21 protein-coding genes, 1 tRNA gene and 1 pseudogene are annotated in these 19767 nt (G+C 51.4%); 3 read left to right on the forward strand and 20 right to left on the reverse strand.

Annotated elements, in window-relative coordinates:
* Window positions 1-14: 14 nt before the first annotated feature.
* From BLQ59_RS16405 to nifJ, 3 genes and pseudogenes are all read right to left on the reverse strand, one after another.
* Window positions 15-161: pseudogene (locus BLQ59_RS16405) on the reverse strand (heavy-metal-associated domain-containing protein); the annotation flags it as partial.
* Window positions 100-2121, reverse strand: a complete 2022-nt coding sequence (locus BLQ59_RS09645) for a heavy metal translocating P-type ATPase (RefSeq protein ID WP_081342529.1) — start codon at window positions 2119-2121, stop codon at window positions 100-102. The gene BLQ59_RS09645 and the pseudogene BLQ59_RS16405, both read right to left, overlap by 62 nt.
* A 145-nt stretch (window positions 2122-2266) precedes the next feature.
* Window positions 2267-5791 carry a pyruvate:ferredoxin (flavodoxin) oxidoreductase gene (gene nifJ / locus BLQ59_RS09650; protein ID WP_074572741.1) on the reverse strand — a complete coding sequence of 1175 codons (3525 nt, stop codon included), beginning with the start codon at window positions 5789-5791 and terminating at the stop codon, window positions 2267-2269.
* 275 nt (window positions 5792-6066) lie between these two features.
* Between nifJ and BLQ59_RS09655 the strand changes: the two genes are divergently transcribed.
* Window positions 6067-6351: a hypothetical protein gene (locus tag BLQ59_RS09655; RefSeq protein WP_074572742.1), complete on the forward strand. Its 285-nt coding sequence runs from the start codon at window positions 6067-6069 to the stop codon at window positions 6349-6351.
* A 101-nt stretch (window positions 6352-6452) separates the two neighbouring features.
* On the opposite strand, the gene BLQ59_RS09660 is transcribed toward BLQ59_RS09655, so the two are convergent.
* The 12 genes from BLQ59_RS09660 to BLQ59_RS09715 form a co-directional block, all read right to left on the reverse strand.
* A tRNA-Pro gene (locus tag BLQ59_RS09660) sits at window positions 6453-6529 on the reverse strand.
* Window positions 6530-6579: 50 nt separating this feature from the next.
* Window positions 6580-7170, reverse strand: coding sequence for a hypothetical protein (locus BLQ59_RS09665; RefSeq protein WP_074572743.1), 591 nt, complete (start codon window positions 7168-7170; stop codon window positions 6580-6582).
* 1 nt (window position 7171) lies between these two features.
* Window positions 7172-7825, reverse strand: a complete 654-nt coding sequence (dhaL, locus tag BLQ59_RS09670; RefSeq protein ID WP_074572744.1) for a dihydroxyacetone kinase subunit DhaL — start codon at window positions 7823-7825, stop codon at window positions 7172-7174.
* A gap of 14 nt (window positions 7826-7839) precedes the next feature.
* Window positions 7840-8826: a dihydroxyacetone kinase subunit DhaK gene (locus BLQ59_RS09675; protein WP_074572745.1), complete on the reverse strand. Its 987-nt coding sequence runs from the start codon at window positions 8824-8826 to the stop codon at window positions 7840-7842.
* A gap of 136 nt (window positions 8827-8962) precedes the next feature.
* Complete coding sequence (locus BLQ59_RS09680; protein ID WP_074572746.1) at window positions 8963-11503, reverse strand: heavy metal translocating P-type ATPase; 2541 nt, start codon at window positions 11501-11503, stop codon at window positions 8963-8965.
* Window positions 11504-11518: 15 nt separating this feature from the next.
* A complete protein-coding gene (locus BLQ59_RS09685; RefSeq protein ID WP_074572747.1) occupies window positions 11519-11827 on the reverse strand; it encodes a metal-sensing transcriptional repressor in 309 nt (102 codons plus the stop codon).
* Window positions 11828-11942: 115 nt separating this feature from the next.
* Window positions 11943-12215 (reverse strand): DUF1294 domain-containing protein, encoded by a 273-nt coding sequence (locus BLQ59_RS09690; protein ID WP_014425180.1) that lies wholly within the window; start codon window positions 12213-12215, stop codon window positions 11943-11945.
* Window positions 12216-12226: 11 nt separating this feature from the next.
* Window positions 12227-12433, reverse strand: a complete 207-nt coding sequence (locus BLQ59_RS09695) for a hypothetical protein (RefSeq protein ID WP_074572748.1) — start codon at window positions 12431-12433, stop codon at window positions 12227-12229.
* 300 nt (window positions 12434-12733) lie between these two features.
* A complete protein-coding gene (locus BLQ59_RS09700; RefSeq protein ID WP_143005332.1) occupies window positions 12734-13411 on the reverse strand; it encodes an autotransporter outer membrane beta-barrel domain-containing protein in 678 nt (225 codons plus the stop codon).
* Between the two features lie 146 nt (window positions 13412-13557).
* Window positions 13558-14148, reverse strand: coding sequence for a flavodoxin family protein (locus tag BLQ59_RS09705; RefSeq protein WP_074572750.1), 591 nt, complete (start codon window positions 14146-14148; stop codon window positions 13558-13560).
* The gene (locus BLQ59_RS09710) at window positions 14132-14524 is read right to left on the reverse strand and encodes a nitroreductase family protein (protein ID WP_074572751.1); all 393 of its coding nucleotides are present in this window, start codon (window positions 14522-14524) and stop codon (window positions 14132-14134) included. The genes BLQ59_RS09705 and BLQ59_RS09710 overlap by 17 nt, the downstream gene beginning before the upstream one ends.
* Window positions 14511-14849 carry an SDR family NAD(P)-dependent oxidoreductase gene (locus BLQ59_RS09715; protein ID WP_074572752.1) on the reverse strand — a complete coding sequence of 113 codons (339 nt, stop codon included), beginning with the start codon at window positions 14847-14849 and terminating at the stop codon, window positions 14511-14513. Before BLQ59_RS09715 ends, BLQ59_RS09710 begins: the two co-directional genes overlap by 14 nt.
* Before the next feature lie 46 nt (window positions 14850-14895).
* On the opposite strand from BLQ59_RS09715, the gene BLQ59_RS09720 reads away from it, so the two are divergent.
* A complete protein-coding gene (locus tag BLQ59_RS09720) occupies window positions 14896-15555 on the forward strand; it encodes a LysR family transcriptional regulator substrate-binding protein (RefSeq protein WP_176756781.1) in 660 nt (219 codons plus the stop codon).
* A gap of 141 nt (window positions 15556-15696) precedes the next feature.
* Here the strand turns inward: BLQ59_RS09720 and BLQ59_RS09725 are convergent, their stop codons facing one another.
* The 5 genes from BLQ59_RS09725 to BLQ59_RS09745 form a co-directional block, all read right to left on the reverse strand.
* On the reverse strand, window positions 15697-16575 hold the full coding sequence (locus tag BLQ59_RS09725) for a radical SAM protein (RefSeq protein WP_074572754.1): 879 nt from the start codon (window positions 16573-16575) through the stop codon (window positions 15697-15699).
* A gap of 83 nt (window positions 16576-16658) precedes the next feature.
* On the reverse strand, window positions 16659-16973 hold the full coding sequence (locus BLQ59_RS09730; protein ID WP_026767554.1) for an ArsR/SmtB family transcription factor: 315 nt from the start codon (window positions 16971-16973) through the stop codon (window positions 16659-16661).
* A 199-nt stretch (window positions 16974-17172) separates the two neighbouring features.
* Window positions 17173-18066 (reverse strand): LysR family transcriptional regulator, encoded by an 894-nt coding sequence (locus BLQ59_RS09735; protein WP_074572755.1) that lies wholly within the window; start codon window positions 18064-18066, stop codon window positions 17173-17175.
* Between the two features lie 2 nt (window positions 18067-18068).
* Window positions 18069-18869: a DAPG hydrolase family protein gene (locus tag BLQ59_RS09740; RefSeq protein WP_074572756.1), complete on the reverse strand. Its 801-nt coding sequence runs from the start codon at window positions 18867-18869 to the stop codon at window positions 18069-18071.
* A 110-nt stretch (window positions 18870-18979) separates the two neighbouring features.
* The gene (locus BLQ59_RS09745) at window positions 18980-19420 is read right to left on the reverse strand and encodes an ester cyclase (RefSeq protein ID WP_218122895.1); all 441 of its coding nucleotides are present in this window, start codon (window positions 19418-19420) and stop codon (window positions 18980-18982) included.
* Between the two features lie 147 nt (window positions 19421-19567).
* Between BLQ59_RS09745 and tnpA the strand changes: the two genes are divergently transcribed.
* A partial coding sequence (gene tnpA / locus BLQ59_RS09750) for an IS200/IS605 family transposase (protein WP_256324654.1) occupies window positions 19568-19767 on the forward strand: 200 nt, incomplete at its 3' end.

Here is a 19767-nt window from a genome sequence, read left to right on the forward strand (position 1 = left end):
TTATTCCTGCGCGGTCAAATATATACCTCGCAGTCATCCTCAACGCGCTGGCAATTGGCACGAACCTGCTCCATCACGGCTTTGATATCCTGTCCCTCTTCAAACTCCACCTTCATTTTCAATGCCATGAAATTCACCACAGCATCCTTGACACCGGCTGTATTTTTGGCTGCTTCCTCCATCAGATTCGCGCAGTTGGCGCAATCCACCTCGATCTTGTACGTCTTTTTCATCAAGTTTCACCCTTTCAGTAAACAAGGCCCGCACGGCATTCAATACCGCCAGTACCATCACACCCACGTCAGCAAAGATTGCTGCCCACATATTGGCAAGTCCCAGAGCACCTAAAACCATCACCAGGACCTTGACACCAATGGAAAAGTAAATATTCTGCTTCACGATCCGCAGCGTCTTGCGGGCAATCCGCTGTGCCACGGAAATCTTCAGTGGATCATCATCCATCAGCACGATATCGGCCGCTTCGATTGCTGCATCCGAGCCCATGGCCCCCATGGCAATGCCTACATCCGCTCTGGATAATACCGGTGCATCATTGATGCCATCCCCCACAAACGCCAGTTTTCCCTTCTGCTGATGCGTCAGCATCGCTTCCACCCTGGTTACTTTATCCTGCGGCAGGAGTTGGCTGTAAACCGTATCAATGCCCAGCTCAGCTGCCACCGTGTCTGCCACCTTCAGGGAATCACCGGTCAGCATCACCGTCTGACGAATGCCATTGGCCCGCAGCGCCCGAATGGCCGCCGGAGCATGGTCCTTCACCACATCCGCGATGATGATATGTCCTGCATACTCACCATCCACGGCCACATGGATTATCGTGCCCACAGCATCACATTCATGCCACTTGACGCCTATGGCCTCCATCAATCTGGAGTTACCTACGCATACGCTCCTGCCATTCACTCGGGCGCAGATTCCCTGTCCGGCAATCTCTTCCACGGCCTCCACCTGACAGCCATCCGCCTCATCTCCATAGGCATTGCGCAGGGATTCCGCAATCGGGTGCGTGGAATAGCGTTCCACATGCGCCGCCAGATGCAGCAGTTCATCACCATTGAGTTTATCCGTATGGATGGCACTTACCTGAAATACGCCCTTAGTCAGGGTGCCGGTCTTATCAAATACCACAGTATCCACTTCGGCCAGGGTTTCCAGATAATTCGAACCCTTGACCAGAACCCCCTGCCGGCTGGCACCGCCGATGCCGGCAAAGAAACTCAGGGGAATGCTGACCACCAGAGCGCAGGGGCAGCTGATAACCAGGAAGATCAACGCCCGATAAAGCCAAGTTCCCCACTCCGGCGCCATATCCAAGGCCAGCAGGCGCACCAGCGGCGGTAAGAAAGCCAGCGCCAGCGCCGCATAGACCACGATTGGCGTATAGATGCGGGCAAATCTGGCAATGAAATGCTCCGACTTTGACTTTCTGGAGCTGGCATCTTCCACCATTTCCAAAATCTTTGACGCGGTTGACTCGTCAAATTCCTTTGTTGTCTTGATCCTGAGCAGGCCATTTAGATTGACACAACCGCTGATTACTTCATCACCGGCTTTGACATCGCGCGGCAGTGACTCACCGGTCAATGCTGTCGTATTCAGGCTGGAAGCACCATCGATGACCAGGCCATCGATGGGAATCTTTTCCCCAGGCTTGACCACAATAATACTTCCCGGTTCCACTTCATCCGGTTCCACCTGTTCAAGCTGTCCGCCGGCCGTCTCGATATTGGCATAATCGGGGCGGATATCCATCAGCGCGCTGATATCCCGGCGGCTGCGCCCCACGGCATAGCTTTGGAAAAGTTCCCCCACCTGATAAAACAGCATGACGGCAATGGCCTCAGTATAATCACCATCGTCACAGACTGCCAAAACAATCGCTCCGATTGTAGCAATTGACATCAGCAGATTCTCGTCAAATGCCTGCTGATTTCTGACACCCTTTATGGCCTTGTACAGAATATCATAGCCTATGATAAAATACGGAATCAGATAGGCGACAAAACGTGATATACCTGTTATCGGCATATATGACAGCATCACCATCAGAAGCGCCGCCATTATGATGCGACAGAGATTTTTTTTCTGCTTCCTATTCATGCCAAACCTCCTCCAAAACAACATATATGAACAACTATTCATTTGTTGTTTTCATTCTAGCACAAGCAGCCAGCAGCGTCAAGAATCAACACGCAAAAAATGACCGGTCAATATTTGACCGGTCATTTTATCGACAAATCTTTATTTATTTGCCAGCGAGTACCTTGTAGCCTTCATAACGGCCCTTAGCATCGTTCTGCGTCTTTTCAAAGAGTGCCTCAGCAGCTTCCGGGAAGGAACGCTGCAGGTTGATGTAGCGGTTTTCGCCCATCAGGAATTCCTGGAACTTGTCGAAGTTCGGTTCCTTGGAATCGAGGCTGAACGGGTTCTTGTCCGTGCCCACGAGCTGCGGGTTGTAACGGTAGTTCACCCAATAACCACACTCAACAGCAAGTTTTGCTTCGAGCTGGCTGTTGCCCATGCCCTTGCGGATACCGTGGTTGATGCACGGTGCATAGGCGATGATCAAGGACGGGCCATGATATGCTTCTGCTTCCGTGATGGCCTTGATGAGCTGGTTGTGGTCGGCGCCCATAGCCACCTGAGCCACATAGACATAGCCATAGGACTTAGCCATCATGCCGAGGTCCTTCTTCTTGGTCTTCTTACCAGCAGCAGCGAACTGTGCGATAGCTGCAGCCGGCGTGGACTTGGAAGCCTGGCCGCCCGTGTTAGAGTAAACTTCGGTATCGAAGACGAGAACATTGACATCTTCGCCGGAAGCCAGGACATGGTCGAGGCCGCCGTAGCCGATATCATAAGCCCAGCCGTCGCCGCCCAGGATCCACTGGGAGCGTTTCACAAAGTAATCCTTGTTGTCATAGAGCTTGTTCAGGACTTCATCCGTGCCTTTTTCTGCTTCGAGCAGTGCCGTCAACTTGTCAGCACGATCGCGGGAGCCTTCGCCCTCGTTCATGTTGTCCACCCATTCCGTCAAAGCGGCCTTGAGTTCCTCGCTGCCCTTGCCCATTTCTACAGCAGCCTTGGCATCCGCTGCCAGGGAGTCACGGACAGACTTCGTACCCAGGAACATGCCCAGACCGAACTCAGCGTTATCTTCGAACAGGGAATTTGCCCAAGCCGGGCCATGGCCCTTGTGGTTCTTCGTGTACGGCATAGCCGGAGCACTGCCGCCCCAGATGGAAGAGCAGCCCGTAGCATTGGCCACCATCATGCGGTCGCCGAAGAGCTGCGTCAAGAGTTTTGCATACGGCGTTTCGCCGCAGCCTGCGCAGGCACCGGAGAATTCGAGCAGCGGCTGTTCGAACTGGGAACCCAGAACCGTCGTCTTCTTCATCGGGTTCGTCTTAGGAGCCACCTCCTTGGCATCTACGCCATAGTCGAAGAATACCTGCTGAGCCTTGAGCTCGTCATCCAGAGGCTTCATATCGAGAGCCTTCACCGGGCAGACCTGAGCGCAGTTGCCGCAGCCCAGACAGTCCATCGTGGATACAGCCACCGTGAAGTGGTAATCCTTGATAGCCTTCGTCTGCTTGGAGGGGAAGCCTTCCGGAGCATTCTGCAGTTCTTCTTCCGTCGTCAGTACCGGACGGATAGCAGCATGCGGGCAGACATAGGAGCACTGGTTGCAGCCAATGCATTTGTCCGTATTCCAGACCGGCACATTGATAGCCGTGCCGCGTTTTTCGTAAGCAGCGCCGCCAACCGGGAAAGTACCGTCTACCATTTCGCCATTGAACTTGGAAACAGGCAGTTTATCGCCTTCCTGACGGTTCATGACTTCCTGGATTTCCGTGATGAAAGCCGGAGCGTCCTTCTTCTCGACCACATCGTCAGCTGCATCAGCCCAGGAAGCCGGAACTTCTACCTTGTGCAGGGCTTCGATACCCTTGTCGATAGCGCCGTTGTTCATGTTGACGACTTTTTCGCCCTTCTTGCCGTAGGACTTGACCACGGCATCTTTGAGGTATTCCACAGCCGTTTCCAGCGGGATGATAGCCGCAATCTTGAAGAACGCAGACTGCATGACCATGTTGAAGCGGCCGCCGAGGCCCAGTTCCTTCGCGATATCCACAGCGTTGACCGTGTAGAACTCAATCTCGTTCTTGGCGATATAGCGTTTCATGGCAGCCGGCAGATGCTTGTCGAGATCTGCATCGGACCAGACCGTATTGAGCAGGAACTTGCCGCCCTTCTTGAGGCCTGCCAGCAGGTCATACTGATAAACATAGGACTGCTGGGAGCAGGAGATGAAGTCTGCATTGTTGATGAGATACGGGCTCGTGATGGGCTGCTTGCCGAAGCGCAGGTGGGACATGGTGATACCGCCGGACTTCTTGGAGTCATAGGCAAAGTAAGCCTGTGCATACATGTCCGTCTTATCACCGATGATCTTGATGGCGCTCTTGTTGGCACCAACCGTACCATCGGAACCCAAGCCCCAGAACTTGCAGGCCGTCGTGCCAGCCGGGGTGAGGTTCACATCGCTCATAGTCGGTACGAGGCTCGTATGGGTTACATCATCATCGATACCGATTGTGAAGCCATCCTTCGGTGCATCCTTCTTGAGTTCTTCAAATACAGCGAAGATCTGATCCGGCGTCGTGTCCTTGCCGCCGAGACCGAAACGGCCGCCCACGATGATTGGGCTAAGCTCGGAATCATAGAATGCGGACTTGACATCCAGATACAGCGGTTCACCCAGGGAGCCGGGTTCTTTGGTATGGTCAAGAACAGCGACTTTCTTGACCGTCTTCGGCATGAACTGGAAGAAATGCTTGATGGAGAACGGACGGTAGAGGTGTACGGACATCAGGCCGACTTTCTCGCCCTGCTTGTTGAGATAATCCACCGCTTCCTGCACAGCCTGGCAGACGGAACCCATGGCGATGATGATGCGGTCTGCATCTTCGGCACCATAGTAGTCAAACAGATGATGCTCACGGCCCGTAATCTTAGCCATATCTGCCATAGCCTCTTCGACGAGTTCCGGCAGAGCTTCATAGTAAGCGTTGGAAGCTTCGCGTTCCTGGAAGTAAACATCCGGGTTCTGTGCCGTACCGCGGATAACCGGATGATCCGGGTTCAGCGCGCGGCGGCGGAATTCCTTCACTGCTTCCCAATCGAGAATCTTGCCCAAATCATCATAGTCCACTACTTCGATCTTCTGAATCTCATGGGAAGTACGGAAACCATCGAAGAAGTTGATGAACGGCACGCGGCCCTTGATAGCAACGAGATGTGCTACAGCAGCCAGGTCCATGACTTCCTGCACGCTGGCTTCGCAGAGCATGGCGCAGCCAGTCTGGCGGGCAGCCATGACATCCTGATGGTCGCCAAAAATATTCAGGGAGTTTGCGGCCAAAGCACGGGCAGATACATGGAATACGCCCGGCAGCAGCTCACCAGCCACCTTGTAAAGGTTCGGAATCATAAGCAGGAACCCCTGGGATGCGGTATACGTGGTGGTCAAAGCACCAGCCTGCAAGGAACCATGCACAGCACCAGCGGCGCCAGCCTCCGACTGCAGTTCGATCACACGAACTTTCTGACCAAAGAGATTGGTCTTGCCTTTCGCTGCATCTTCATCCACATGTTCAGCCATCGGCGAAGACGGCGTGATGGGATAGATTGCAGCAACATCCGTGAAAGCATAGGAGATGTATGCGGCGGCCTGGTTGCCGTCCATGGTTTTCATCTTTTTGCTCATGTTGTTTATTGCTCCCCTCTAAAATAGAATACGTAATATGATTTGCAGGCTTTCCGCCTGCGCACAATCCCTATTATACACCGCCACAAAACAATTGTAAACAAAGCCAATTTTCCATTATTATAACTATTGGTTATTTTATCATAAATATCTCATTATTTTCTCACACCAGCAGGAATAACCACCCCTTTGTCGAAGTATTCCAATAAATCATGGGATTAGTTTTGCCGTAAGTGAAAGGGATTTACTGAACAGCTTGGGAGTGTGATTCACAAATGATCAAAAACATCACCATCTATGTCATCATGAAGTTGGAATATGGCAAAGGTCAGGAAAATGTCTACTCCAGCATCCTCAATGTTTCCTCCAGCAAAAGTACTGCTGAAACCTTCAAGGAACATTACGAGGAACAGTTCGCCGACGAAATCCAGAATGAACACGATGGCCGCTTCGTATCCATCCATATGCACAAAGCACTGATTCAGCTGGATGATGAAATCATCGCGCCAGATATGTTCATTCGCTTTATCGGTGACAAAAAAATAAAAGACCGTTACTAAATAAATGATAAAGTCTCATTTATCAAAACGATAAACAAAAAATATGAAATAAAAAATCTCCGCTGAAATTTTTTCAGCGGAGATTTGTCATTTTAAAATAATGGTCGGGATGACAGGATTCGAACCTGCGGCCTCTTCGTCCCGAACGAAGCGCGCTACCAAACTGTGCCACATCCCGGCAACGAATAATAGTATAGCGCATACCGACACACAATGCAAGTACTTTTTTTACTTTTTTGCATTATTTTTTAATTTTTTTTCTGCCATTACCTCTTTCAGGCCATAAACGGCCCCAGCAAAAGCAGCGCCCATGATCCGCGTTTCATTGTCCGGCTGCTTCCTGAGTTCATTCATGCGGGCATGAAATGAATCCTCTGCAATCGCTATGTTCAGATAGATGGCCAGACTGAGTTTGTCCTGCAGATCCTGGGACGTCAGGAAACCTGCCACCAGTTTGCCGCGGCGCTTGGGTTTCTCGGCAGCCGTCAACGCATTGGAAACAGCCTGAATGATCGGATCATGGAACTGATCTGCCACCCGCCAGGCTGACATGCAGGCTTTTTTCATCTTCATGCCATCCCTGACCAGGAAGAAAATGATCAAAGATGCCATGGCCAATACGCTTTTATTGACCGAAGCCCGCTTATTGCAGGATTCATACAGTTCCACGGGATCTGCATCCGTCCGCAGCCCCAGATCTATCGCCTGGGAAATATCTTCTGCGCCTGGCTGAAAGAAGAGCCCCGCCGCCGTCATACAGCCACGGGCACGCTCTACTGCGTCTCTATCCATGTTCATCACCTCGGCGATTTTTGCCATCCTATTCTAATCCTGCACTTCTCGTGGCAGCCGTTCTGCACATCGATTGCAGCATCAGCATGACCGTGGTCGCCCCCGGATCCTGATGACCGATACTGCGCTCACCGATGTAGGCGGCCCTGCCCTTGCTGGCCTGAATCGTCTTGGTATATTCCACGCCTTTCCCAGCCGCTTCAGCACCAGCCTGGAGAATCTCCACGAAGCCATGCCCCTCTTCCAAAGCCTGCTGCATGGCTCGGACAGCCGGAAACAAGGCATCCAGCATGGTCTTTTCCCCTTCCGTGCTCCTGCCAATATGTGCCACGCCCATAGCACCTTCCTCAAAGGCTGCCACGAGATTTGCCTCTTCCATTTCGAGATTGTCAATCTTGATCATGCCAGCCTGCAGATAGAATTTGCCAAACAAGGGGCCAGCGGAGCCGCCGATTTCCGTGATACAGCGCATCCCTACATGCTGCAGGATCTCTCCCATATTGTCTTTATTAGTTTTTAATTCCGGCAGATCCCGCAGGATGATGCGGGCAAAGCGGGCCATATTCGTGCCATGGTCGCCATCACCGATGACGTTATCCAAATGATTCAGTTCTTCCTCATGCTCGATGATATCCCTGCTGATTGCCTCCAGGGCATCCAGCATATAATCCTTTCCAAACATACAGACGTCCTCCTTTAACGCCTGATAACGGGCGTTGCCGCTACCGCATCATAAAGTGCTTTCAAATGCGGATCCAGGCGCATCAGGCTGATTGAAAAACCGCCCATTTCCATCGAAGTCATATAGTTGCCAATCATCGTGTCGTAAATCACGATTCCCTGTTCAGCCAGGTACTCATGCACAAATTCATTGATCACATAAAGCTCCATCAATGGCGTACCACCGAGACCATTGATCAGCACCACCACTTCACTGTTCTCATAGTTGCAATCGAGCAGGATAAGCTCGAGCATCTGCCGCGCCGTCTCCCTGGCATTCATCATTTCACAACGCACGACGCCCGGTTCACCATGCAATCCCATGCCGATTTCCATTTCCCGCTCCCCCAGCTCAAAACTGGGCTCGCCATCTGCTGGAATCACGCAGGGACGGCAGGCAACGCCCACCGTACGCAGTCCGCAAGCTGCCCATTCTGCCACTTTCTTTACGCCGTACAGATCTGTTCCCATTTCCGCTTCGGCTCCGGCAATCTTCAGGATCAGCACCACGCCAGCCAGACCGCGCCGCCCGACAGACTTGTTTTTCTGCGTAGCTACGTCATCGGCTATGACAACGGAATCCACCGCAATGCCTTCCATCTGTGCCAGTTCCATCGCCATGCGGAAATTCAGCACATCGCCGGTATAGTTCACGATAATGCAGAGCACACCTGCTTCCGTCTGTACTTCCCGGATTCCCTTCAATATCATATCCGGTGTAGGCGAAGAAAAAATCTTGCCAGGAATGGCTGCATCGAGCATTCCATAGCCCACATAACCGCTGGGAGCCGGCTCATGGCCGCAGCCGCAGCCAAAGACCAGCGCGACTCGGTCCGTTTTCAGCTTCTGCCTGACCATGACATTACAGTCCGGCAGCTGACGGAGAATCCCTGGCTTTGCCAAAGCCATTCCCCTTGCGACTTCAGCTTCCAGATTTTCCGGCTCGTTGATAAACTTCTTCACGATCTCACCTCTTTATACGCATCAGACAGAATTTTATCAATGTTCATTATTCGTGCCCAAACGCCTTATTTCCTGCTTGCCAAGCGACACAGGAAAAAGAAAAATCCTGACCAGAATCCTGGTCAGGATTTTTCTTTTAGCCTACTAATTCATAACCGGCTTCTGTGATGACCTGGGCAAATTCCGACTCGGGAATTTCCCGGTCCGCTGTCACGGTTGCCGTACCAGCTTCCAAATTCACCGTCACCGCCGTAACGCCTGCCATCTTTGCCAGCGCATCGTTCACATGCTTCTGGCAATGGGCACACATCATCCCTTCAATCTTCAATTCTTTCTGCATCGTCGTTTCTTCCTTTCTGACAGTTTCCTGTCCTTCCTGTTTATCTATATCTGCCGTCTTGAATGACCGCAGCCGCAAAGCGTTCATAACCACACAGACGCTGGACATGCTCATGGCCGCTGCCCCAATCATCGGCGACAGCTTGATTCCGAAAGCCGGATACAACAGCCCTGCCGCCAGAGGGATGCCAATGATGTTATATATAAAGGCCCAGAAGAGGTTCTCCTTGATATTGCGGATGACCGCCCTGGACAATTTGATGGCACTTACCGCATCCAACAGATTGCTGCGGATGAGCACTGCATCCGCACTTTCTATGGCCACATCCGTACCTGCCCCGATGGCAATGCCGATATCGGCCCGGGCCAGTGCCGGCGCATCGTTGATGCCATCGCCAACCATAGCGACCCTGTGCCCCTGAGCCTGCAAAGCAGTAATATGTCTTTCCTTGGCCTCGGGGAGCACCCCAGCGATGGCCTGTGTGATTCCCAGACGCCGGCGCACCGCTTCAGCTGTGCGCTCATTGTCTCCGGTCAGCATGATGACCTCCAGCCCCATTGCCGTCAATTGCCCGATAGCCTGTACACTGGATTCCTTCTCTTTGTCTGCCACAGCGATGATGCCCAATAGTTTTCGCTCTCTTGCAAAGAGCAACGGTGTCTTGCCCTCATCTGCCAACCGCCTCAATTCCTGCTGGCAGTCCAAGATATCCACGCCCTGTTCTGTCATGAAAGCCTCATTGCCAGCCAGGCATAACGCATTTTGGACACTGCCCTGCAGGCCACGGCCGACCACGGCCTGAAAATCACTTATTCCTGCAGGCGTGATCCCCTTTGCCTGCGCATAAGCCAGCACTGCTTCGGCCAGTGGATGCTCGCTGTTTTTCTCCAGCCCTGCAGCCAGGGATAAAAGCTCTGCCTCCGGCACAGACAGCGCCAGTATATCCGTAACCTGCGGCCTGCCCTCGGTAATGGTTCCCGTCTTATCCAGCACCACGGTATCCACGGCCTGCGCAATTTCCAACGCCTCACCGGATTTGATGAGGATGCCATTTTCCGCGCCCTTGCCGGTACCCACCATGATAGCCACGGGCGTAGCCAGCCCCAAGGCGCAGGGACAGGAAATAACCAGGATGGAGATAGCGATGGAAAAAGCAAATTCCACGCTTGCACCCACGGCCAGCCAGATACCACCCGCTGCAAGCGCAATCAGGATGACCACCGGCACAAAGATGCCGGCAATCCGGTCAGCCAATCTGGCCATAGGAGCCTTGCTCGCACTGGCTTCCTCCACCAGCCGGATGATCTGGCTGATGGCCGTATCACTGCCGACCTTCTCCGCCCGGAAGTGGATAGCGCCTGTCTTGTTAAGCGTGGCCGACGTCACCTTATCGCCCGGTTGCTTGAACACTGGCAGGCTTTCGCCAGTGAGTGCAGATTCATCGATACTGGTCTGCCCGGCAAGCACCGTTCCATCGGCCGGCAGCCGCTCTCCAGGACGCACGATGATCTCATCCCCGACCAATAAATCTGCCACTGGCAGGGACAATTCCTGCCCATCCCGCAGGACAGTGGCTGTCTGCGGAGCCAGTTCCATCAGTCTGGCCAAGGCTTCACCGGTCCTGCCCTTGGCTTTGGCCTCCAGGAATTTGCCCACGGTAATCAGCGTGACGATCATCCCTGCCGATTCAAAATAGAGATTGCGGCTGTATTCTGCCACCAATGCCAGCTCACCATGACCGAGCCCCCACCCCATGCGGAAAACGGCGAAGGCACCAAAGAGTGCCGCAGCCATCGAGCCCATGCCGACCAGGCTGTCCATATTGGGCGCCCCCTGCCAGAGATTACGGAAGCCGTTGCTATAATACTTCCGGTTGAGATACATGATGGGCAGGATCAGCAGGAACTGGGCAAAAGAAAAGGTAATGGCATTTTCCGGACCGGCAAAGAGGTCCTGCAGCCAAGCCGGCACCGGAATTCCCAGCCAGCCCAGGACCATCTGATGCATGGCAATGAACATGACCGGCAAGAGAAACACCACCGACCATAACAGCCTGTACCGCATGGCCGCAACCTCCCGTTCCAAAGGAGCGGTTTTGGCTTGCATGGACGCTTCTGCCTTTTTTCCTTTGACACTGGCACCATAGCCTGCCTGTTCTACGGCCCGAATGATCTGCTCTGTATTGAGCACCGCTTCGTCATAGGCCAGCTGCATGCTGTTGGTCAGGAGATTGACACTGACCTCCGCTGTCCCCTGCAGTCGGCCTACCGCCTTCTCCACGCGCGCCGAACAAGCCGAACAAGTCATGCCGGTGATGTCAAAGTGTTCTTTTCTCATAAGTCACACCACCTGTCAACGTACCATTTTTCCCAAAAGCGTAATCAGCTCATCTACGACCTGATCATCGCCTTCACGAATATCATGAACCACGCAGCTATGGATATGCTGCGCCAAAAGTTCCTTGTTGAACGCCCCCAAAGCCGCCTGAATGGCGCCGACCTGCGTCATGATATCCACACAGTAACGGTCTTCTTCCACCATGCGACGGATGCCGCGCACCTGCCCTTCAATACGGTTCAGCCGGGATATCAGCCCCTTGTATTCCTTGCCTTCCTTATCACGATATTTATGCCTGACTTCTGCACAACAGCATTTTTCCATGGGAACCTCCTCAACGATACAATATATACCCCATATAGGTATATTATACCCCCACACGGTATATGTCAAGGAACAAAAAACTGCACATAACCTTCAAGCCATGTGCAGTATGCGTTCATTTCCAATGCAGATATACCAAACCTGCCACCTGCAGCAGCAGGATCACCGGCACGCCGTAACGGAATTTCAGATGCCTCGTCTTATGCCGGAAAACCTGCATAGCCAGCAAAGCCCCGATGCTGCCACCCAAGAGGGCCAACAACAGCAGTACTTTCTCCGGCACCCGCCAACTGTCCAGCTTAGCAAAGAGCTTATCGCCGCCGTAAACTACCAGGACCACTATGTTGATGATTGCTAGATACCAGTAAAATATTTCGTGCATGTTCATAATACTATCCTTTATCCACCAAAATAACCAATCTGCCCGACAACATCCTTATTCTTTTCCTTGCATTCCAGGATGCGTTTATACAATCTTTTATAGTATTCCTTGTAAATCGGTTTCAGGGGACTCTCCTGAATGGCGTCCAGGGCTTCCACAAGTTCCAGATCCGAATACTGATGCGGGTGATGCATGACATCCACAGCTCGATGCAAGTCTTTCATGATGCGCTCTTCCTCCTACACAGAAATACACAGCTATCCCTATATTTGAATTCCATACGAGCGCTAAAAGTCCTGCCTGCTCATGCAAGTTCTTTGCTCATTTTGAAGTAATTCATTTTTGTGTGTCATTCTAAAATTTCCACATCAGTCCCAGACTGCCCGTAGCGCCTCTTTTATTGCCACAGGCTGCGGTTGCCCCCAAATTCAGCGTAAGATTGCTGTTTCGTGGCTGATACAGCCAGCCGAGCTCAAATATCCCCCGATTTCCCTTGAGACTGGGAACAGCTGTACTGTACCCTGCTATTGTGGCTCTGGCATCCCCAGCAAATTCGCGCTCGTAGTAAGCACCAATATAGCCCTTGCTGTACGGCTGTAAAAATATTTGAGGAAAACATCCAGCTCATTGTCCCCCGCCAGCCTGAGAACCTTGCCCATTCCGAGATGCGCCCCCCAGTAATTACTGCTGGTATCATAGCCAACGGCTGTTCCCTCATAGCCCGTAAAATTGCGGGAACTATAATCTGCCTTGGTTCTGCCGGCACGGAGACTCCCCTCGTAATACAAGCCTCTGTTTTCCTTCAAGCGGACAAATAGTGCACCTCCAGCATAGTCGCTATCCCCTTCGCCGTTCATATGCCCGTAATAGCTGTCATAGCTGCCTTTTCCGTATTCTCCCACCAGGCCATAAAGCAATGTCCCTCTGTCCTTTTTGATTTCCCTGGCGACGCCAAGAATGCCGCTGAAGCCGCGGCTATCCACATGGGAGCCGGTCTGATAGCGGTACTTGCCGCCCTGCCTCAACGTCCCTGCTGTCTGGCTGCCATAGCTCAGCGCCCCCTGCGAGGAAATGAGATTTATGTTCTGACCTCGAGAAATAGGCGCATCTCCCGCCGCAGACAAGACTACGTTTGTGCGCGTCAGGTCGGTACTGAGCGGATGTCTTGCCATGCCGCCGGGCGATTTCCTTGATGGTTTCATTTTGCAACACTTTCTGCGACAACGGATACCGCCTTGTGCGTTTCCGCTCAAACGTAATACACTCTGTCCGGCTTGTACTTGCGGATGCTTCTGCGCTCAAGAATGTTCTTCATCGTCTCGTTCATACTGGAATCCTCCCCTGTGCCTCAGCGTATGAAATGTGTATGCGTAATCTTCTCGTATTCCGGGGGTGCGCCTCCGGCTTTGATTCCATTCAAAAGCCACGCTATATTCTGTGCCAGCGTCCGCATGGTCTGAAGTCCCTCGGCATCTTTGGCGACATCTTCCGGCGTGAAGCCGTGTACCTGATTCCAGTATTGGGAGGTCGCTACCACCATATTGGTCATCTGAAAATACATATTGAGCCGCGTAAATGCCGCCGATGCTCCCCCGCGACGGCAGGACACCACAGCTGCGGCAATCTTTCCTGCGAACCGTCCGCTTGCACTGAACATGAAGCGATCGAGAAAACTCGTGAGCCGCCCGTTCGGGCCGCCGTAGTAAACCGGTGAGCCAACAACCATGCCGTCAAATTCGTCCCATCTGGCAGTGGTTTCATTTACAAGGTCATTGAACACACATTTTCCCGTTTCCTGACATTTGTAGCAGGCAATGCAGTCCTGCATCGGCTTCTTGCCAAGCCAGAGGATTTCGGACTCCACATTAAGCTCGCCCAGCTTGTCAGCAACTTCCTTCAGCGCGGTAAAAGTGCAGCCTTTTTCATTGGGACTGCCGATTTCTCATGTGAATCCAGCAAGCGCCCACGCCAAACTGCTCTGCGGCCAACAAAATGTATGTGGAGGCCACCGCCGCATCCTCTATCCAAAGTTCGCAGTCTGCTGTATCGGCCATGACCACGATGGCAACATCTGCCGTGGGAAGCGGCCCCGCGCCCATGCGCTTGCAGCGGGCAACCGCCTCAATGGTATCCCTGTCACGAATCACCACGAATTCCACGGGATGCCTGCCCCAGGAGGACGGAGCCAGAAGCGCAATCTTCAAAATTTCCCGCACCACATCATCGGAAACTTTCTCCCCCGTGTAGCGACGAACGGAACGGCGCTGACGCGCCAATTCAAACAGGGGATTTTCCTGTGTCTCATTTGAAAACATACTCCACATCCTCCTGCTTTTCGTAAAGCTCCCAATATTTTTCCGCAATGTCGGCGGGGTCATAGTGGGTATTGGGGGCAATGCTGCCCATGATGGTGACGACACCCACATAAACGCCTTGCTCCTTCACCTCCTGTGACAAGGCAAAGGCAAGCGCCCGAAGCGCCGCTTTGTCCATGGAGATGCAAGTGTACTCGGCCATGGGATAGAGAGCAAGGCCGCCGCCTGTGAAAATAATCGCACCGCTGCCCCTGGCTATCTGATCCGGCAATACGAGCTTGGCCGTGTGAAGCGCGCTTGCCACATCCACTTGGTAATACGGCATGATACCCACGGAAGCGGGAAAAAAAATCCTCCTTTTGGCACGGCAAATGGAGGACTTGGAGAACCGCATCCGCCAGACGGCTTTTCGGGAAAACAATTTCATCGGCGGCAAACTTCGCATTGCTTCCGTCCCCGTGACCACCACGGCGCTGCTGTCCAAAGTGCTGCGGCAATATCGGGAGACTTATCCCTATGTAACGGTGGAAATCAAGGAGGACAATCCCCTTGCCGTGCAAAAGATGGTAGAGGAACACGCCGTTGACTTTGCCATTACTTACGCGCCTTTCGGCAACTTGGATGCCGAAATTCTCATTAGGGATGAAATGGTGGGCATATTGCCGCTGGATTCCGAGACAGGAATCATAGAGATAAGCAAAGCTGCAGACCATATGATTCTGTGTCGTGCCGGAATGGAAACTGTGACAGAGCGTTTGCCTGCCGGACATGGGATTGATTTTAGCCGCAGTCTGCTCGTTCAGACTGCCCAAACCGTGGTGCGCATGGTGGAAGAAGGAAACGGAGTGGGGCTTATCTCCAAGTTCACTCTTTCCTCGATTTCGCATAACCTGCGTATTTGTCCAATACAGCCGCCGCTTGACACACAGATTGGCCTCCTTGCTTATGATTTAGCCGATCTGACTCCCGTGGCGCAGGAATTTGCCCGCATGATACGGGAGTTATGCGCGGAAATGATTTGTGGAGGGTGATTCTCTTATGTAGTAAGGCAAAGTAAATATAAAAAAACTCAAACAGATAGCATCTCGGTCTGTTTGAGGATAAATAAAAAACAGTCAGTATCCGAAAGAACTGACTGTTTTTGTTTTGTTGGTAAAAATTCATACAGCGAATTAAATCATGCGGAGATTTTCCCGCCGAGAACGCAAGCCTTCTTCTCCGAAACGTCGAAAGATAGTTTCCAGAGTATCGAGCATCTTTTGCTTGTCATTCGGCAATTGCCCATAGATAGGCGTGATGATGGAAGCATTAGTCGCATCTATGGTCGTTTCTATCGTCAATTTACGCAAAAACGTCTGAAGTTCTTCAATTCGTTCGGCTTCCGTGGCTTCAACAAAAGTACCGTTTTTCACGTCTTCCATGAGCGGGGTATCGGGAAAAAGAGTAAGCCCTGCCGCCATAACCCGAAACGGCGTGAGCTGGTTGATAACTTCTGCTGTTTTTTCCGCATGGGAAAGACCGTAGCCGTGACCGCCAAGACCACTCAGGAAAATGACGGCATAATCCATGCCTGCCTCCGTCAGTTTTCCCAGCTGTTCCACGATATCCTTTGCTTCATAACCTTTGTTCATGCGTTTTAACACAACATCATCGCCGGATTCAATGCCAAATACGAGACGGTCATACCCCATCCGGTGAAGTTCTTTGATTTGCTCAACCGACTTGTTCTTTACGCTGTCCACACGACCATAGCCTCCGATGGACTGGACAAAAGGCAGGTATTCGTGGATAAGCTCGGCAACGGTTTTCAACTTATCGAAAGTCAGCAGGAAGGGGGCGGCGCCCTGCAGCCAGATGCGTGGGAAAGATACGCCATACTCCTTGAGTTCCTGCAAATCCTCTTTGACCTCATCCAATGGCGATACGCCAAAGGGCGCATCCTTGTAGTAGGTGCAGAACCGGCAGGCATTATGGGAACAACCGGACGTTATTTGCAGGAAAACACTGTTTGCCTCATAAGGCGGACGTACAACGGTACTGGCAAAATGCATGATACAACACTCCTTAATAAATCTATATATCGCTTTTTTTAGATATAACTATTTCTTAGAAAAGGGCAGTTGATTCTGCCCTTTTACAGATTGCTCTTGACATACTCGCCAAATTCACGGATTGTTTCTTCATTGCGTTGGTAGTATGTCCACTTGCCTATGCGCTCGGCTTTCAATAGCCCAGCACGCTGAAGAATGTCAAGATAATGGGACACCGTGGACTGGGAAATCCCCGCTTTCTCCTGAATGCTGCCGACACACACGCCTCCTGTCCATGTGCTGCCATCCGGTAGATGCAGTCCTTGCGGTGGGAAATGCTTTTCCGGCTCTTTCAACCATTCCATGATATTCAAACGTATTTCGTTCGCCAAGGCTTTGTAAATTTCTAATGTGTTCATGCTCATATTATATCTTGTTTTCGCGATATGTCAATGATTTTTTATGCGAGTGCGAAGAAGGCAAGAAAACCGGCAGGGCGAGAAGCGGGCTGATCTCCGGGTGTACTGCGTGCATATACATACCAATGGTGACGCAGGAAAGTCCCACCGGAATGACGATAACACCGCAAGAATACCAACACTCAAAAGCGACATAAAGCTAATCCTTTTGTATGCACTCCACGAACTTATCAAGCGCCGGGTTGGTATTTTTTTCCTGCCAGATAGCAGCCACTTCGGCGGGGAGCGCGCTGTCCTCCAACGGAATAAACAGCAGATTGATTCCTGCCGGAGCGCATGGCAGGAAATACTCGGGAACGATGGTGATTCCCTTGCCCAACGCCACAAACAGCAAAATACTTTCTATGGCCTGATGCTGGAAGTTTATATTCGGAACGAGGCCGACATCCGCAAAATCAGCCAGAATGGCCTGTGTGGGGTCATATTCGCTGAGAGCATTTTGCCGATAGGAAATGAATATCTCATCTGCCAGCTGCTCCCTTTTCAGGGAATGGAACTCTGCAAAAGGATGCTGGGGCGGTACTGCTACATACAGCGGATAACGGGCAAGCACCATTTCTTTCAGCCCGGACTTCTTTTTGCCGGGCAGGGGCAGATTGAAAATAATATCATACTTTCCTTCCATCACCCCATCATATAAGGCTGCCACTTCATCCCGTTCGATAAGGATTTCAATGTTTGGGTATTCGTACTGAAAATCCTGCAGAACTCTCGGAAAGACGGTACGCTCAAAGCCCCATTGGTAGCCCACATGGATTTCTCCGGCGAATCCCTCGGCGGCATCCTTGGTATGCTGGACAGCCTCCTCGATTCTCGTGATGATGCTTTTGGCTTCCTTGACAAAGACTTTTCCTGCCGGGGTGAGAATAACCTTACGATTATCCCGCTGAAAAAGCTGCACGCCCAGTTTTTCCTCTAAGGCTTTGATTTGATTGGAAACCGCTGTCTGAGAGATGTAGTATTTTTCCGCCGTCTTGGTAAAACTCAATGTATCGGCCAAGACAAGGAAATATCGTAGCTGCTGAATGTTCATGTTCAGAAATTATCCTTGTTCTCGGCGTAAACTTCCGGCAGGATTGCAGCCAGATTGGTAAACTCTTTGATATTATGGGCAAATAAGCCTTTGGACACTTCCACGGGAACTTTCGCACCATCAGGCAGAGTGCAGCGAATCTCCCCGTCCACCACGCCGTAGCCGATCCAAAAACGGGAACACAGCATCACACCGTCCTGATAAGGATACCATTTATGCGCCATCGCCGCCGCGCAGGAGCCATCACCGATGCCGCAAACAAGGGATGCGCAGTTTTCCTTGCCAATCAGAGAAGTTTCGAAACCAAAATCAGCAGGGCTTTTGAAGCAAATCTTCAAAAAGCCGGGGCCACCACCCACATCCTCCAAAATATAATGATTAACTCCCCATGTCTTTTCGTTGACCGGCACATTGGGGTCACAAACATAATCCGCTTTATCGGCGCGAGCAAAATAATGGTCTTCTGGATCCCAAATCTTATAGCGCAAATCCGAGCCTACGCTGTGCCACGGGAACCACCAGTCCAGCATTTCCGGTGTGACACCTGGCATATAGGTTTCGTTGCAGACAAAGCCGGTGCCATTTGCCGCCGTGCCGTAGCCAACCTGAGCATAGTCCTTGTCTTTCCCTGCCAAATAGAGGTTTTTCTCTTCAAAAGGCACAGCGGACTTTTCCTGCGGCGCATCCAGAAGAGCGATTTTCTCCGCCGGGATGTTCGCCATATCCCGCTCAAAGAATTTGTAATAAGAAAGTGCCTTCTCCTCTTTGCTCACGCCGACTTTTTTGCCTAAAAACAGTTTCATGATGATTTCCTCCCTGCAAAATTTATATTATTAGAAGTATGGCCTTCCGTAGTACCGTAACATTTCTCAAGTATGTATCCCCATCCCATCCCGGAACATAACATAGAAACTCAAACAGGCATCAGCCCTATCTGCATAAGAATACCGAAAATATCAGGACAGCCAGTATCCGAAACGAACTGGCTGTTTTTTATTTGGTAAAAGTTCATGCAGCGAACCTTGAACTTCTTGCCCGTAGCCGCCTGTCCCATAAAATCACCATCATGCGTTCCCGTACAGGTCCAGCATACGGCGATTTTCCCCAGTTCTGTCACGCAGTCCTCCAAATGCCATGTTACATCGGAAAACGCCGACCGCATCATGTGCACAATCGTCAGATATCCCTTTGGCCCCACCAACGGCTCCGACTGCGTCGGTGCGTAAAAGATGGCATTTGGAGCAATCAGTTTTTCCGCCAAAGCTTCATCCGCTGTATTAATCATCGTTTCAAACGCAAACAGTAATTGTTTTTCCTCGCTGTTGTTCATGGTCAATGCTCCTTTTTCAATCATCGTCTGTTATCCAAAATGCCGTAACCCCCCTAACTTTAGTTATGGGGATATAAGGCGTGTCCACCGTATTTACGTAAGTAATTGAAGGTGGACAATTACTTTTTAACTTGTGTTGTATTATCTTTCTTAAAGTTGTATAATACAAACATGGGAGAAATAAAATATCATTCAAGCCACAATATCGTATATTCATGTAAGTACCATATAGTGTTCTGTCCCAAGTACCGCAGAAAAGTGTTGGTCAATGGCGTTGACACCAGACTAAAGGAGCTGGTCAAGTCAATCTGTGAAGAAATCCAAGTCGATGTAATCGAAATGGAAATCATGCCAGACCATGTGCATCTTCT

The sequence above is a fragment of the Pseudoselenomonas ruminantium genome, from assembly GCF_900104055.1.
Classification (GTDB): Bacteria; Bacillota; Negativicutes; order Selenomonadales; family Selenomonadaceae; genus Selenomonas_A; species Selenomonas_A ruminantium_C.

Bases quoted from the DNA above. Each gene is read 5' to 3' on its own strand.
- BLQ59_RS09645 (WP_081342529.1), bottom strand. From the start codon at position 2,121: ATGAATAGGAAGCAGAAAAAAAATCTCTGTCGCATCATAATGGCGGCG.
- nifJ (WP_074572741.1), bottom strand. From the start codon at position 5,791: ATGAGCAAAAAGATGAAAACCATGGACGGCAACCAGGCCGCCGCATAC.
- BLQ59_RS09655 (WP_074572742.1), top strand. From the start codon at position 6,067: ATGATCAAAAACATCACCATCTATGTCATCATGAAGTTGGAATATGGC.
- BLQ59_RS09665 (WP_074572743.1), bottom strand. From the start codon at position 7,170: ATGGCAAAAATCGCCGAGGTGATGAACATGGATAGAGACGCAGTAGAG.
- dhaL (WP_074572744.1), bottom strand. From the start codon at position 7,825: ATGTTTGGAAAGGATTATATGCTGGATGCCCTGGAGGCAATCAGCAGG.
- BLQ59_RS09680 (WP_074572746.1), bottom strand. From the start codon at position 11,503: ATGAGAAAAGAACACTTTGACATCACCGGCATGACTTGTTCGGCTTGT.
- BLQ59_RS09685 (WP_074572747.1), bottom strand. From the start codon at position 11,827: ATGGAAAAATGCTGTTGTGCAGAAGTCAGGCATAAATATCGTGATAAG.
- BLQ59_RS09690 (WP_014425180.1), bottom strand. From the start codon at position 12,215: ATGAACATGCACGAAATATTTTACTGGTATCTAGCAATCATCAACATA.
- BLQ59_RS09695 (WP_074572748.1), bottom strand. From the start codon at position 12,433: ATGAAAGACTTGCATCGAGCTGTGGATGTCATGCATCACCCGCATCAG.
- BLQ59_RS09700 (WP_143005332.1), bottom strand. From the start codon at position 13,411: ATGAAACCATCAAGGAAATCGCCCGGCGGCATGGCAAGACATCCGCTC.
- BLQ59_RS09710 (WP_074572751.1), bottom strand. From the start codon at position 14,524: ATGTTTTCAAATGAGACACAGGAAAATCCCCTGTTTGAATTGGCGCGT.
- BLQ59_RS09715 (WP_074572752.1), bottom strand. From the start codon at position 14,849: ATGCCGTATTACCAAGTGGATGTGGCAAGCGCGCTTCACACGGCCAAG.
- BLQ59_RS09720 (WP_176756781.1), top strand. From the start codon at position 14,896: ATGGAGGACTTGGAGAACCGCATCCGCCAGACGGCTTTTCGGGAAAAC.
- BLQ59_RS09725 (WP_074572754.1), bottom strand. From the start codon at position 16,575: ATGCATTTTGCCAGTACCGTTGTACGTCCGCCTTATGAGGCAAACAGT.
- BLQ59_RS09730 (WP_026767554.1), bottom strand. From the start codon at position 16,973: ATGAACACATTAGAAATTTACAAAGCCTTGGCGAACGAAATACGTTTG.
- BLQ59_RS09735 (WP_074572755.1), bottom strand. From the start codon at position 18,066: ATGAACATTCAGCAGCTACGATATTTCCTTGTCTTGGCCGATACATTG.
- BLQ59_RS09740 (WP_074572756.1), bottom strand. From the start codon at position 18,869: ATGAAACTGTTTTTAGGCAAAAAAGTCGGCGTGAGCAAAGAGGAGAAG.
- BLQ59_RS09745 (WP_218122895.1), bottom strand. From the start codon at position 19,420: ATGATTGAAAAAGGAGCATTGACCATGAACAACAGCGAGGAAAAACAA.